A 15,308-nucleotide genomic window follows, 5' to 3' on the forward strand; every position below is an offset into this window, starting at 1 on the left:
CCGTTTTTCCTTTAGTCTATGCACTACTTGAAAAATGTGGGAACGGGGATTGTTCGGTTTATAGAAATACCTTCATAAGTAAACGCAGAATGCTTAGGCAGGAAAAGCTTCATATAAATTTTAGTTTTCTTCATTTTTGCTAAAAAGCTGGGAACGTTTGGGTCTTTCAAGGGGAGTAATATTAATGATGAAATAACAAATGATTAAAATTAAAATAACGAGTGTAAAAATTAATGTGTCCAGGGGATGCTCATGGTCAACGATAATTAACCGCACCATAGCAGTAATACCGATATATAGAAAGTATCTGAGAGGGAAATGATAGTCGTCTTTAAAGTATTTTACAATCATCGTTATAAACTCAAAATATAGGAAAAAGAGGAGAATATTAGCAAGGATAAGAGTATAATCGTTACTATTGCCTATTAAGAGTATCTTGAAAAATTCCAGTATTTCTTTAAGTAGAAGGAATGATAAAATGAAAGCTAACATGATTAGACAACTATTCAAAAACCATTGTAAAACAGTGGGGAATAACTTTAAGGATATTTTCCATTCCACCTTATTCACCGTACCATGCCTCCTTGCAATCATTTTTTCACTAATGAATTTTATGATATGAAGGAACATGCTTCTTGATGATAGATAAAATTTATTTGTAGTAAATATTGTTAAAAGGTACAATTATTAGGTAATAAGAGGGTTAATTAGAGTAAGGATAAAAGAAGGGTAAGAATGGGAAATTTATGGAGAAAATTGTAACAACATTATATGCAAAAAGATATTACATGATTATCTATCTATTGATTGTCATTATGGTTTCGGGATTATTCTATAAGAATCCACTTCATGGAGAAGGGCATATTGGATACTATCTCCATCTAATGTTTGTAGTTTTATTTTCAGCTTGCTTATTAATCTATCCCAAATATCGATCAAGCATTCTGCGGTGGTTAATTGTCCTAGTAGCAACTTTACTTTTTTATACATTATTTTTAGTATATCCCGAAACAGGGTCAACCATTTTATTGATCTACTTTATACCGACTATATCCATTATATTCTTTGATAAAAGGTTGTTTTATACGTCTATAATTCTGAATCAAGTATTAATTATAGGCGCAATTACTTACATCATTAGTAGTGGGCAAGAAAGTCTTTATCCCAATGTAACAAGCGATACTGCAGGGAATATAATCACTTTTATTGGAAGCCAGATATTTTTATATTTCATTTTTTACTACACATCCGAGCGTATAGCGAAAATGAAGCTTTATTATGAACAAATAAAACACGCAGAACGATTGAAAACAACGGGAGAGCTGGCCGCCGCAGTAGCCCATGAAATCCGTAATCCTTTAACAGTCGTTAAGGGGTATTTACAGCTTTACGAGCAAGATAAATCAGTAAGTAATTCTATGAAGCAAAGTCTGCCTCTATTAATAGAAGAACTAGATAGCGCGGAGCAGGTGATTTCAGAATTATTATCTTTGTCGCAACCAACAAAAAATCTCAAAACAGAGAGAGTAGATATTCAAAAATCGATAAACAGTGTAGCAGAATTGCTTCAATCCTATGGCATTCTAAATCAAAACAAAATTGAAGTGGCAATAGAGTCTGATAGCTATATTGAAATAAATAAAATGGAGCTGCATCAATTACTAGTGAATGTAGTGAAAAATGCGATTGAAGCTTCAAGCGTTGGAGGAGCAATCGTCGTTACAGCAAGAAAAACAAACGAGGATTATGTTGAAATAAAGGTGCAAGATAGAGGAATCGGGATGTCGGAAGAAGAACTCGAATTACTGGGAAAACCGTTTTATTCATTAAAGAATAAAGGTACTGGTCTAGGAGTTATGATTTGTAATAATATTGTAGAAAAATATAATGGATCAATTCAGTATATAAGTTCAAAAGGAAATGGAACAACCGTTATTATTCGTTTCCCTTCTGTCTGTTCTTGATAGCGGAGACAACAACTTTTAGGAGACTAAAAAGTGCCAAGTATTGTTGAAAAGCTAAAGTTGCAGAAATATAAAGAGATTGCCTTGCTACAAGTTCCAGCTGATTCTGCATACTTTAATGACTTACCGGATTATGATACGGAACTAGTTGATACTAAATCCTATGATTTAATCTTTGCTTTTGTTTTAGATATGGAGTCTTTACAATCAATTGTACAAGAAATTATTAAGGAAAGTTTTTTAAATCAGAAGGGCTATATCTATTTGGCTTATCCCAAAAAAGGGAATAAAATCTATTCTACTTTTATTCACCGAGATGATTTACTTGCGGGTTTAAACGCAGATGAAGAGGGATATATCGGTGGAAGTTCGATAAAATTCGCCCGCATGGTCGCTTTGGATGATGTATTCACGGTGGTAGGGTTAAAGGAAGATTCTAAATCCAAATCAACAAATAAAAAATCCACAAAAGCTAGTCAATGTGTGGATGATTATATAGAAATGATTCCCCAAATCGAGAAAGATCTACAAGAAGTACCAGAAGTTTTAGCCTTCTATCAATCGTTAACTCCGGGTTATCGAAAAGATTGGGCACGCTTTGTTTATAGTGCAAAACAGGAAACAACAAAAGAAAAACGCCGCAATGAAATGAAAAATATCCTTAGTGAAGGATATAAAAGCCGTGATTTATACCTTCTGAAAAAATAAGACGATAAAACTGGCCTAAGGATGTTACGATTCAGGTCAGTTTTTTCTTTTGAAAAAAACTATCCAGGATGGATAATAATCTGTTTTTAAAAGCCGTAAAATATAAAAAATCTAAATTTACTAAAAAATCACACTAGACTAAATAGAGAGAATGTTTTACAATCAATAAAGTCAATTAATACAAAAGAGCTATTTTTATAGATTATAATTTCAGAATATTTAGATTACCTATTGAAGTTCATTAGTCTGAATATTATAATTATTAAAACTTATGAATCTAGGCACTAAATTTCGGGGGGAAATAAAAATGACAGAGAAAAAAACATTAAAAAGATTCGCATCAGTATTTTTAGCATCATCATTAATCGTAGGAGCTTTAGCAGGTTGCAGCTCTAATGAAGGGACGTCTTCAGAAGGTGGAAGTTCTTCAGCAAGTGAAAGCAGCGATGTTATCAAAATCGGCGCTAACTTGGAACTTTCAGGTGCAGTTGCATCATATGGTTCATCAATTGCAAATGGTGCAGAGTTAGCAGTTGAAGAAATCAACGCTGCTGGTGGTATCGATGGAAAGCAAATTGAATTAGTAAAAGTTGATAATAAATCTGAAAGTGCAGAAGCAACAAATGCGGCTATTAAATTAGCAACACAAGATAAGGTTACTGCGATGATTGCTCCAGCAACTTCTGGAAACGCAATCGCAACTGCTCAAATTGCAAATCAATACAAAATCCCAACGGTTACGGCATCTGGAACTGCTCCAAACGTAACAGAAAATGAAGATGGGACAATCAATGATTTTGTATTCCGTACTTGCTTCATTGACCCATTCCAAGGAATTGTAGCAGCAAACTTTGCATCAAATGAACTTGAAGCAAAAAATGTAGCAATCTATGCGGATAACGCATCTGATTATGCAAAAGGATTAGCGGCTTCATTTAAAGAACAAATTGAAGCAAATGGTGGAACGGTAGTAGCTGAAGAAGCTTATGTAGCGGATGATACAGACTTTAAATCAACTTTAACTCGTATCAAATCAGCAAACCCTGATTTCATCTTCATCCCTGGATACTATGAAGAAGTAGGGTTAATTGTTAAACAAGCACGTGAATTAGGCATTGAAGCACCTCTTATGGGAGCTGATGGTTGGGACTCTCCAACTCTAGTAGAACTTGCAGGTGCAGAAGCTCTAAATAATACATTCATTACAAATCACTACTCTTCACAAGATCCAGAAGAAACAATTCAAGGATTTGTTGAAGCATTCAATACAAAATTCAGTGAGTCGCCAAATGCTTTCCACGCACTTGGGTATGACACAGTTTACTTCATCAAAGATGCGATTGAACGTGCTGGCTCGACAGATGGAGAAGCAGTTCAAAAAGCTCTAGCAGAAACAGAAAACTTAAGCTTGATTACAGGTACATTCTCAGTTGACGAAAAACACAACCCAGTAAAATCCGCAACAGTTCTAGAATATGTTGACGGTAATCAAAAGTTCAACTCTAAAGTTAATCCGTAAGATTTGCGTTAAAACAAATGGAACAATTGAGGGGGGCGAGTCTAGCCTCCCTTTTTACAATTTTAATATTCTATTGATTTTATTAATAAGATTGAAGAAAAAGGAGTGAGAGCTCATGGAATGGATACAACAACTAGTTAATGGTATATCTCTTGGAAGTATTTACGCATTAATTGCATTGGGATATACGATGGTATACGGAATCATTAAGTTGATTAACTTTGCACATGGTGACGTATTTATGCTAGGGGCATTTATTGGGTTTTATGCTATTGCAAGATGGGAAATCGGATTCTTCCCAGCACTTATTATTGCCATGGTACTTTGTGCCATTATTGGGGTAGTAATCGAGCGTGTTGCTTATAAAAGATTGCGAAATGCAACACGTATTGCGGCCTTAATTACAGCGATTGGGGTTTCGTTATTAATTGAAAATGTAGTGATCTTCTTCCGAGGTGCTTCACCCGAAGCATATCCTGAAGTGTTGCCAAATACATCAATTAACATATTAGGTGTAAGTATTAGCTCGATATCAATTTTAATTTTAGCGGTTACTATTGTTCTGATGATTTTACTGCAATTTATTGTTCATAAAACGAAAATTGGTAAGGCGATGCGTGCGGTATCACTTGATCCGGATGCAGCCCGTTTAATGGGGATTAATGTAGATAATACAATTTCTGCAACATTTGCAATTGGTTCTGCATTAGCTGGGGCTGCCGGTGTTATTTTCGGTGTTTACTATACGAGGATTGAACCGTTGATGGGCGTATTACCTGGTCTAAAGGCATTCATTGCAGCTGTATTTGGGGGTATTGGCAGTATTCCTGGGGCGATGGTTGGAGGCTTATCTTTAGGTGTAGTAGAGACCGTTGTAAGTGCACTAGGTTTCTCTTTATGGAGAGATGCAGCCGCATTCGTTATTTTAATTTTAATCTTAATCTTGAAACCATCGGGTATCTTCGGTAAAAATACTCGAGAGAAAGTGTAGGTGAGCTGGTAAATGAAAAAGTCTAAAGCCTTTTGGGTATTTTCTGTTTTAGCGCTAGTAATCTATGCAGTCGTTCAAGGGTTAATCTCAGTTGGAATACTAGATTTATATTATCAAAATATTTTAGTGCAAATGTGTATTAACATTATGCTTGCTGTGAGTTTACATATTATTATCGGGATTACAGGGCAATTCTCGATCGGACATGCTGGTTTTATGGCGGTAGGTGCCTATTTTAGTGCAATTGCTACTATGAAATTAGGTTTGCCGCTTCCTGTAGGACTATTAATAGGCGCAGGTGTAGCCGCTTTAGCTGGTTTACTGGTAGGAATTCCGACATTACGTCTTAAAGGGGACTACCTGGCGATTGCTACTCTAGGATTTGCTGAAATCATCCGCATAGTCTTCTTAAATGTGGATTATGTTGGTGGGGCTGCAGGGATGGTAATCACTAATATGACTACGTGGACTTATGCCTTCGCAGGTGTTGTGATAACAATACTGGTAATTTCTAATTTTACAAATTCAAGACATGGTCGTGCGGCAATTTCCATTCGTGAAGATGAGATAGCATCAGATGCGATGGGTATTAATACTACTTATTATAAGGTTGTAGCCTTTGCAATTGGTTCATTATTTGCGGGACTTGCAGGTGGAATTTTTGCTCACAACTTTTTCATTATTCAACCAACAACTTTTGGCTTCTTGAAATCTTTTGATATTTTAATCTATGTCGTTCTAGGTGGTTTAGGAAGTCTTTCGGGGTCTGTTATTGCAGCAATCTTCTTGACGATTGTCTCTTCTTATCTAGCAGCGTACCCAGAAACTCGTATGATTATCTATTCAATGGTATTAATTATCGTAATGCTTTATCGTCCTTCAGGTTTAATGGGCTCAAAAGAAATTACATCATTATTTAAATTTGGAAAAAAGGGAGGTACTAAGATATGACAAGTAACCTTCTTATAAAAGCAGAAAATGTCGGCATTCAATTTGGGGGCCTAAAAGCAGTTCAAAATGTAAACATGTACTTAAACCAAGGGGAATTAGTAGGTTTGATTGGTCCAAACGGTGCGGGGAAGACAACGACATTCAATATGTTAACGGGTGTTTACCAACCAACCGTTGGGACAATTACCTTTGGCGGAAAGAATTTAAAAGGGCTTAAGCCGTATCAAGTGACAAAGCTTGGGATGAGCCGTACATTCCAGAATATTCGTTTATTCAAGGATTTATCGGTTTTAGATAATGTAAAGGTAGCCAACCACAATATCGCAAAACATTCGATACTCTCTTCGATTTTCCGATTGCCAAGTCATTTTAGCGGTGAAGCCAAAATGGAAGAGGAATCAATAGAATTCTTAAAGATTTTTGGTTTGGATGTTTATAAGAATGAATTAGCAAAAAATCTGCCATACGGAATGCAAAGACGCTTGGAAATTGCACGTGCTCTGGCAGCGAAACCGCAGTTATTGCTGCTTGATGAACCAGCTGCTGGTATGAATCCTCAAGAGACGCATGATTTAATGGAGTTAATTGCCTTCATTCGTAAGGAATTTAATTTAACGATTTTATTGATCGAGCATGATATGCATTTGGTTATGGGAATCTGTGAACGGATTTATGTACTCGACCATGGTCAATTAATTGCTGATGGTACGCCGGAAGAAATTCGAAACAATCCAAAGGTAATTGAAGCCTATCTTGGTGAGGAGGTTGTTGATTAATGCTAAAGGTAGATAACATCGATGTATTTTACGGAAACATTCATGCATTAAAAGGTGTCTCCCTGGAAGTAAATGAAGGTGAAATTGTTACATTAATAGGAGCAAATGGAGCAGGGAAATCAACGCTTTTAAAAACATTATCCGGTTTATTAAAGCCCAAAAAAGGTGTAGTTTTGTATCAAACACAACAAATTGGCGGAAAACCTGCACAGGCAATTGTGAAAAATGGTATTTCACACGTTCCAGAAGGTAGACGCGTATTTTCGACTATGTCCGTTGAGGAAAACTTGGAGCTAGGGGCGTATTTACGTAGTGATCGAGATGGGATTAAGACGGATATAGCAAATGTCTATGAATTATTCCCGATATTAGGAGAACGTCGTAAACAGCCATCTGGTACATTGTCAGGTGGGGAGCAACAAATGTTAGCGATGGGTCGCGCACTTATGGCTAAACCAAAGCTGTTATTATTAGATGAACCATCCATGGGGTTGGCTCCATTAATTGTAAAGAAAATCTTCGAGATTATTAAAATGGTGAACGAGCAAGGAACTACCGTGTTGCTAGTTGAGCAAAATGCTAATATGGCGCTGTCTATCGCCAATCGAGCTTATGTAATCGAAACAGGGAAAATTGTTCTTTCTGGTACAGCAAAAGAACTTCAAGAAAGTGAACAAGTAAAAGCAGCCTATCTTGGCGGCTTATAAGAGAAAGGGAAGCTATGATGGCTTCCCTTTTTGGTGCTTGCATTTAATTGGACTAGATTTTTAATTAGTTCTTCGGCTGATAATTCAATAGTGTAAATAACTCGTTTTTCTCTTTCACCGTTAAATCTCGCCACTGACCTACTTTTAGATTGCCAAGATGGATGTTCATAATTCGAATGCGTTGCAGTCTTTTTACAGAGTAGCCAAGAGCTGAACACATGCGTCGAATTTGACGGTTCAATCCTTGCTCCAAAATAATTTTAAATACATGAGAAGAAACCTTCTCCACTTTACATGGCAAAGTTTTTGTATCCAAAATCTCTACACCTGAAGCCATTTTCTTTAAGAATTGATCTGTAATTGGTTGATCAACTTGAACAACATATTCTTTTTCATGATGATTTTCCGCACGCAGTATTTCGTTGACAATATCCCCGTCATTTGTCAAAAGCAATAGCCCTTCGGATTCTTTATCAAGCCGACCAATATGGAAGATTCGTTTAGAATGTCCGACAAAATCGACTACATTGCCCTTTACATGTTTTTCGGTCGTACTTGTTATGCCAACAGGTTTATTTAGGGCTATATAGACAAGTTCTTCTTCCTTTTTTACAGGCTTGCCATCTACACACACGACATCACCTTCATTTACCTGACTACCTACTGTAGCAGGTTCTCCATTAATGGTGATTCGACCGTCTTCTATCCATTTATCTGCACCACGGCGTGACGTAACACCCGTTTCACTTAAAAATTTATTAATTCTCATAAACTCTCCTATAACATGTAGTAAATCAAGTATACAATATTCGTTTTCATTGGCTCTACTATTGTTGACGATAACTGGCAAAAACATTCCTAGTGGATTCTCTTTCGAGCATTATTTTATTTCTACTAGTTTATCGTATTTGTCGAAAAGTTTTCTTTAAAAAATGGGAATTTTAGATATATTTTCGCACCTAAAACAATATATATTACTAAATACCTTTTAGAATGGGATACTTCGGTGTGTAAAGGTATTGGAAGATTAATAGTTGAAAAGGGGAGACTATCATTATGTCAGTATTAACAATGGCTTATGCATTTCCAAACACAGAAGGCGCAGTAATTAATTTCAAGGATAAGTATGACAATTATATCGGAGGCCAATGGACAGCACCTGTGAGAGGGCAATACTTCGAAAACGTGACACCTGTTACAGGAAAGGCATTTACGGAAGTTGCTCGTTCAACTGAAGAAGATATTGAGTTGGCATTAGATGCGGCACATGCAGCAAAAGAGGCTTGGGGGCAAACATCTGTTGCAGAACGCGCTAATATTTTAAACAAAATAGCTGATCGCATTGAAGAAAATTTAGAAATGCTGGCTGTTGCTGAAACTTGGGAAAATGGGAAAGCAGTTCGTGAAACGTTAAATGCTGATCTGCCGCTTGCTATTGATCATTTCCGATATTTTGCTGGCGCAATCCGTGCACAAGAAGGCGGACTAAGCCAAATTGATAACGATACGGTGGCATACCATTTCCATGAGCCTATTGGTGTAGTAGGGCAAATCATTCCTTGGAATTTCCCTTTATTAATGGCAGTTTGGAAATTAGCTCCGGCATTAGCAGCTGGAAACTGTGTTGTATTAAAGCCGGCAGAGCAAACACCAACTTCCATTCTAGTATTGATGGAGTTGATTGAAGATTTATTGCCGCCAGGTGTTATCAATATTGTGAATGGGTTTGGCTTAGAGGCTGGAAAACCGCTTGCATCAAATCCGCGCATCGGTAAAATTGCCTTTACTGGAGAAACAACAACTGGACGCTTAATCATGCAATATGCATCTCAAAATATTATTCCAGTAACACTTGAATTAGGTGGTAAATCACCAAACATCTTCTTTGAGGATATTATGGATGCAGATGATGAGTTCCTAGATAAAGCAATTGAAGGCTTTGTATTATTTGCACTAAACCAAGGGGAAGTATGTACTTGCCCATCTCGTGCATTAATTCAAGAGTCGATTTACGATAAATTTATCGAGCGTGCATTAAAGCGCGTGGAAGCGATCAAAACAGGTAATCCATTAGATCCTAGTACTATGATGGGTGCTCAGGCTTCTTCTGAACAAATGGAAAAAATCCTATCTTATTTAGATATTGGTAAACAAGAAGGGGCACAGGTGCTGGCCGGTGGAGATCGCAATGCTTTAGAAGGCGACCTTGCAGAAGGTTATTATATACAGCCGACTGTATTTAAAGGCGATAACAATATGCGCATCTTCCAAGAAGAAATTTTCGGGCCAGTTGTTGCAGTAACTACATTTAAAACAAAAGAAGAAGCGTTGGAAATTGCCAACGACACGCTATATGGTTTAGGCGCAGGGGTTTGGACACGTGACATGAATACAGCTTATCGTTTTGGTCGTGGCATTGAAGCTGGTCGTGTATGGACGAACTGCTACCACGCATACCCGGCACATGCTGCATTTGGCGGATACAAAATGTCTGGGGTAGGACGTGAAAACCACAAAATGATGCTGGAACATTATCAACAAACGAAAAACCTGCTTGTAAGCTATAGTCCTAACAAACTTGGCTTCTTCTAATATTTTATAAGATGTGTCAGTTATAGCGCCCAGCCCTCGAGGTCGCGTCTGCTCCTTCAATGTGTGGTATTTATCTGCATCGAAAGCGCAAGCGACAGATGCAAGTACATTTGTCAGGTCCCGAAAGCAGCTTGGGGCTTACATGAAGGGAATCATATCGACGTTGCCACACGAGGTGGCATTTTCGTCGACACGGGGCTAAACAGGGCGCTTGCACTTTTCCTAGAAAAGGAGGAATCATGTGGTTGAGCGTGTAACCGCTACTGATGCAGCACTTGAGTTAATCGAAAGGCTAAAGGAGAAACACGGCCCAATTATGTTTCATCAATCGGGTGGTTGCTGTGATGGTTCTTCACCTATGTGTTATCCAGAGGGGGATCTAATCCTTGGGAATGCGGATATTCTACTTGGTGAGATCGGCGGAGCCAATTTCTATATGCACAAAAACCAGTTTGATTATTGGAAGCATACACAGCTAATTATTGATGTAGTGGACGGTCGTGGTGGGATGTTTTCGTTAGAGGGTGTGGAGGGAAAACGTTTCCTTACACGCTCTAGGGCATTTACCCATGAGGAACTTACTTCATTACGATAGCTAAGTAGCATTCTTTCTATTGAAAGAATGCTTTTTTCAATGGAAAAGTCAATCTGCTTATTTTGGGGGTAAAGGGTAAATTGAACGATTTCTGTCAATATAATCCCATTTTTAAAAATACATATGATAGGATTATAAATAAAAAAGGAGATCATAAGGTAAAACAATGAATAATAATCTGAAAAAATTTGGGATAGTAACAATCCTTGTCGCAATGTCGCTATTTATGTTCAGTCATGAGAAAGCATTCGCTAATCAACATGTTGGAAATGGGATCTATCTTAAAAATAACGTAACAATCGTAGTTAACGGTAAGAGAGTCACATTTAATGCTCCTATAGTAAACAAGTCGGGTTCACTATTTTTACCAATGAGAGACTTCTATGAAGTAATTGGAGCGACTGTCAGTTGGGATAAAAAAACGCTAACGGCCAGTGCAGTGAAAGATGGAAGCAGCGTTGATGTAACGCTAAATTCGAAAAGAGCAAAAGTAAATGGGAAGACGGTTTCCGTAAATGTTGCCCCGTTTATATATAAGAATAGAACTTACGTGCCGATACGATTTTTAAGTGAAAATTTTGGCGGAGATGTAATCTGGAATTCAAAGTCGCAAAGGGTTGATATTACTTTTGATGGCCAACAACCAACAGAGCCAGAAATTAAAGATCCATATTATTTACATATCAATAATAAACGCATCATCATGGATGACCCGATACTTTCAAGACTAGGAAGAACTTATATTCCTGCAGAGTATTTCTATGAAAATCTCGAAAATTCCTCAGGAAAATGGATTACAGACCAACAATTTGAATTACAGGTTTCCGGGTTGATTTTTGTTTTCACAAATGGAAGCAATACCGTTCAAGTAAATAATGAATCCGTTGTAATAGACGAAAAACCGTTTAAACAATCCGATAAAATGTATGTCCCAGTGCATTTCATAGTGAACGCATTTGGATCAGGCGGGAATCTGAGATATCTTGAAAAACAAAAAGAAATGTACATTTATCTGTATGAGTATATGTTTACAAGTGAGTTCCTAGAAAAGTCTTATGGTTCTACAAAGGTACCACAACTAACACCAAGTGCTAGTTTAACAGGAAATCGTACTTTATTAGTAAGTGATAATCCTGAAACATTAACTCCAAATTTAATATCGAACTCAACAGCTACACTATCACAGCAAGTAGTACAATCCAGCAATGCCGTGAATGAGCACCGAGTTTTTGGATGGCATCACAATACCCTTGGAAAAGATATTGACCTAGGAATTACTATTGAAAATACATCCTCAACAACAAGTTTACAAGTAACAAAGTCCGAGGGCGTATCTAAAATAAGTGGGAACAGTTGGATTAATTATGATATCGGCTTGCCAATTGCTAATCAGGTATTAAACGGCAAACTGAATCAATCCGCTAGTAGTGGAATTACGATTGCTCCAGGTGAAACAAAAATAATAGAGTCATATGATTTATATAATACGTATATTATTGGATTCCTCCATGATTTAGACGTTCAGCCAGTTGGCGGCAATGAGAGCAGCTATATTATTCGAACGGTTCTTTCAAAAAGTGGCGAGGATTTAACTACTGTTCATTCGGATCCAGTGCCGATTAATCCTCAAGCACCACATCCAAGAGGAGTATGGTCAAGCTCTGTCATTCTTTCAGAATTTCCAACTTATACGATTGGTAGTTCTGAGGTAGGATATAGTATTTCAAACGGAAAAACAGACCACTTATTAAGTGAAGAAAGTGCCATTCAGCAGTTTAACGGAGTAATTGGTAACTCTGGACATTTTGGAGTGAATTATTTAGTAAATATCCCTATAAATAACCCAACTGGTCAACCTCAAAATGTTAAATTGAAATTATCAGGGCGTGGTGGTTTTTATAGTGGAGCTATTAAAATAAATGGGGAAGTTTATTTAATTCCTACTTTAAGACCGGGAACGGAGTATATAGAGCTTCCTAGCCATTTAATAGAAGGTAATTCTGAAGTGATTACACTTGAAGTAATGCATGCCGGGGGAGGCAACTTACCAGTAGCTATATATATAGCTACTGAATAATTGATCATCTCCTTTCGTTTATAGACTAAATCATTCTAAGAGAGCTTTTTGCTAGAATATTCTAGCGAAAGGCTTTTCTTTTTGAAACTATTTATGCAAGTCCAGCGTAGAAAATTTGGGAGTGATTTTTATGAACGATGAACAATTTATAAAGAATCTTATAGATAATTATAATCGTATTTTTAATTACACTGGCGGCCATGATAGCCAGTTAATGCTTTCTCTAGCATGTAAATATACTCTAGATAAGAAACAATTCAGTGGTGTTGCTTTAGAAAAAATACTGGAGCAGATTCAAAATACTGGAGAGAAGACTTTACCGGTACAGTTAGAATCAAAAACAAGTTATAAACTCGCCTATCATCTCCTTGGACAGGAGAATTTGAACAAGGAAATACAAAGAATAATAGCGAATGATGCAACATTACGAAAGGTGAAATTTAAAAAGTCGATGTACCGTATTTTAGGTGCTTTGTTTTTACAGCAAAATCAGTTAGAACACGCACAAAGAGCGAAGAGATTGTTTGATGAAATGAACCGCAATCAACGGATCTTAACAGCGAAAGAAGATATACCTTATGTTGTCTTTTTAACAACCAATGCGAATGAGCAGCCAAAGAATCAAGCGGCTACGATTATGAGTTACTATAGTAACTTAAGAAATAATCACTTTACGATAGGCAATCATCTCCAGGCTTTAGCTCAAATCATGACGCTCTATAGTTCAGACTACAATAAAGTATTGTTGCAATATGTTGTGAAGATTAGGGAGAAACTAATAGAACGGGGAGTAAAAGTGAAGAAACTCCATTATCCTTATTTGGGGGTGCTCGCTTTAGCAGCAACGGATGAGTCGAAAATGGATGAAATCGTTTCTTTAACGAATCATTTGATGAAAGAGAAGATTTTTAAAAATGCGAAGGACTATGCGTTAATTGTGGCGATTCAAAAAATTGTTCAAGATGTACTTAAAGTTCAAGATATAATCGATATTGCTTCTTTAAACAATCTATTAGAATTATTTGATCTTGTTGAATTAGTTTTAGACTTTGGTCCTTCTTTTCCATCTGGTATTTCCGATGTCATCGATTTTTTTAATTAGAGTGAGATACTGATAACAGTGATACAATAGGTTTAAGTCAAAACAGTGTAAATTACAGTAGCTTCGAAGAGAAATAGTGGAGGGTCAAAATGACATATGAAGTGCCAATAAGTTATTCTCGTTCTTTTCAGACACACCTTGTATTACCGCCGGATACAAATCACCATCATTCCATTTTTGGCGGAAAAGTATTAGCATATATTGATGAGATTGCAGCTATTACTTCTATGAAGCATGCCAAATCAGAGGTAGTTACAGCTTCCTTTGATTCCGTGGATTTTATTTCTCCTGCTTATGAGGGGGATATTCTAGAATTGGAAGCCATGGTTACATCTACAGGACGTTCTTCCATGGAAGTTTACGTTCGTGTGATTGCCCAAAACATTAAAACAGGTGAACTCAAGCTTACTACGGAATCCTTTGTCACGATGGTGGCAGTTGATGAGTCTGGAAGGCCTATACAAGTTCCGAAAGTTTACCCGGAAACAGAGCGGGAGCGTCAGCTTTTTGAAACGGGAGCAACTCGAAGGGAATTGCGAAAAGCCAAAAGGCAAAGTACGATTGAACGCAGAAAGCTATTAGAAAACCTGGAATAAAAAAGAGAACCTTCTCAAACTCGTTATGAATTAGGGAAGGTTATTTTTGATTTTAAAAGAGATTTTCTTATTCAGTTAACTCATGAACAACATTCAGGAGTGAATCTGAAGAAGAGGAAACTTTTGTAGATTCTTTTTGAAAAGAGACATTATATTTTCCGTTCTACTATTGTATAGTAATGATACTTTATATCTATGATACATGAAATATGTTTTTAAATACTACAATGATATGAAGTTACTATAGAATGATTCTATGTACCTCAATTTGTATTTTAGTTTTATCCCATGTAAAATACGAGGTGTTTGGATAACAAAGAATTATTAATTGAATTAGATATCATGGAGTAAAGGAAGTTAGAGAATGGATAAACGCCGTTTTAAATTTGTCATTCCATCAATGGTAGTTGTAGCTGTTGGGGCGATTTTAATGTTAAGGAATTACTTTCAGGAGGTTTCGACGAGAGATAGTGTGATGCTGGTGGTCATAGCGACGATTTTCTCAGGTATTGTTGCTTATGTTTTATTTCCGCATGATGAAGAAGAAAAGCCAGATCCCAAGCCGGTGGATACGAAGAAAAAAACTTCAAAATAGTCAAGTCCGCAAGTTCTTATTACTTGCGGCTTTTTCGTGCGCCCGGCATGCACATGAACTATAGGGTGCGAGTCCCGAACCCCGAAGACAGAAGTAGAGGTTAGCCAAGAGCAAGGGTGTCCGTGGTGACGCGGA

15 protein-coding genes are annotated in these 15,308 nt (G+C 37.0%); 13 read left to right on the forward strand and 2 right to left on the reverse strand.

Features of this window, described 5'->3' with window-relative positions; translation table 11 throughout:
• Window positions 1-120 precede the first annotated feature (120 nt).
• On the reverse strand, window positions 121-594 hold the full coding sequence (psiE, locus tag ACFQU5_RS18055; RefSeq protein ID WP_408063440.1) for a phosphate-starvation-inducible protein PsiE: 474 nt from the start codon (window positions 592-594) through the stop codon (window positions 121-123).
• A 152-nt stretch (window positions 595-746) separates the two neighbouring features.
• Between psiE and ACFQU5_RS18060 the strand changes: the two genes are divergently transcribed.
• The 7 genes from ACFQU5_RS18060 (at window position 747) to ACFQU5_RS18090 (ending at window position 7,616) form a co-directional block, all read left to right on the forward strand.
• Complete coding sequence (locus tag ACFQU5_RS18060; RefSeq protein ID WP_390291036.1) at window positions 747-1,964, forward strand: ATP-binding protein; 1,218 nt, start codon at window positions 747-749, stop codon at window positions 1,962-1,964.
• A 33-nt stretch (window positions 1,965-1,997) separates the two neighbouring features.
• Complete coding sequence (locus ACFQU5_RS18065) at window positions 1,998-2,672, forward strand: YdeI/OmpD-associated family protein (RefSeq protein WP_390291039.1); 675 nt, start codon at window positions 1,998-2,000, stop codon at window positions 2,670-2,672.
• 307 nt (window positions 2,673-2,979) lie between these two features.
• Window positions 2,980-4,191, forward strand: coding sequence for an ABC transporter substrate-binding protein (locus ACFQU5_RS18070; RefSeq protein WP_390291042.1), 1,212 nt, complete (start codon window positions 2,980-2,982; stop codon window positions 4,189-4,191).
• Between the two features lie 115 nt (window positions 4,192-4,306).
• Window positions 4,307-5,182, forward strand: coding sequence for a branched-chain amino acid ABC transporter permease (locus ACFQU5_RS18075; RefSeq protein ID WP_390291045.1), 876 nt, complete (start codon window positions 4,307-4,309; stop codon window positions 5,180-5,182).
• Window positions 5,183-5,194: 12 nt separating this feature from the next.
• Entirely contained in the window at window positions 5,195-6,133 is a 939-nt protein-coding gene (locus ACFQU5_RS18080) for a branched-chain amino acid ABC transporter permease (protein ID WP_390291048.1), read from the forward strand.
• Complete coding sequence (locus tag ACFQU5_RS18085) at window positions 6,130-6,909, forward strand: ABC transporter ATP-binding protein (RefSeq protein ID WP_390291051.1); 780 nt, start codon at window positions 6,130-6,132, stop codon at window positions 6,907-6,909. Before ACFQU5_RS18080 ends, ACFQU5_RS18085 begins: the two co-directional genes overlap by 4 nt.
• Window positions 6,909-7,616, forward strand: a complete 708-nt coding sequence (locus ACFQU5_RS18090) for an ABC transporter ATP-binding protein (protein WP_390291054.1) — start codon at window positions 6,909-6,911, stop codon at window positions 7,614-7,616. Before ACFQU5_RS18085 ends, ACFQU5_RS18090 begins: the two co-directional genes overlap by 1 nt.
• 64 nt (window positions 7,617-7,680) lie before the next feature.
• On the opposite strand, the gene rluF is transcribed toward ACFQU5_RS18090, so the two are convergent.
• Entirely contained in the window at window positions 7,681-8,385 is a 705-nt protein-coding gene (gene rluF / locus ACFQU5_RS18095) for a 23S rRNA pseudouridine(2604) synthase RluF (protein WP_390291057.1), read from the reverse strand.
• A 302-nt stretch (window positions 8,386-8,687) separates the two neighbouring features.
• On the opposite strand from rluF, the gene adh reads away from it, so the two are divergent.
• The 6 genes from adh (at window position 8,688) to ACFQU5_RS18125 (ending at window position 15,173) form a co-directional block, all read left to right on the forward strand.
• Entirely contained in the window at window positions 8,688-10,208 is a 1,521-nt protein-coding gene (adh, locus tag ACFQU5_RS18100; protein ID WP_390291083.1) for an aldehyde dehydrogenase, read from the forward strand.
• Window positions 10,209-10,449: 241 nt separating this feature from the next.
• Complete coding sequence (locus tag ACFQU5_RS18105) at window positions 10,450-10,803, forward strand: DUF779 domain-containing protein (protein WP_390291060.1); 354 nt, start codon at window positions 10,450-10,452, stop codon at window positions 10,801-10,803.
• A gap of 166 nt (window positions 10,804-10,969) precedes the next feature.
• Complete coding sequence (locus tag ACFQU5_RS18110) at window positions 10,970-12,880, forward strand: copper amine oxidase N-terminal domain-containing protein (RefSeq protein ID WP_390291063.1); 1,911 nt, start codon at window positions 10,970-10,972, stop codon at window positions 12,878-12,880.
• 130 nt (window positions 12,881-13,010) lie between these two features.
• On the forward strand, window positions 13,011-13,982 hold the full coding sequence (locus ACFQU5_RS18115) for a DUF4003 family protein (RefSeq protein ID WP_390291066.1): 972 nt from the start codon (window positions 13,011-13,013) through the stop codon (window positions 13,980-13,982).
• Window positions 13,983-14,071: 89 nt separating this feature from the next.
• Window positions 14,072-14,578 carry an acyl-CoA thioesterase gene (locus ACFQU5_RS18120; protein ID WP_390291069.1) on the forward strand — a complete coding sequence of 169 codons (507 nt, stop codon included), beginning with the start codon at window positions 14,072-14,074 and terminating at the stop codon, window positions 14,576-14,578.
• Window positions 14,579-14,942: 364 nt separating this feature from the next.
• Window positions 14,943-15,173 carry a hypothetical protein gene (locus ACFQU5_RS18125; RefSeq protein WP_390291071.1) on the forward strand — a complete coding sequence of 77 codons (231 nt, stop codon included), beginning with the start codon at window positions 14,943-14,945 and terminating at the stop codon, window positions 15,171-15,173.
• Window positions 15,174-15,308 lie beyond the last annotated feature (135 nt).

This window comes from Ureibacillus sp. GCM10028918 (genome assembly GCF_042666115.1).
GTDB lineage: Bacteria > Bacillota > Bacilli > Bacillales_A > Planococcaceae > Ureibacillus.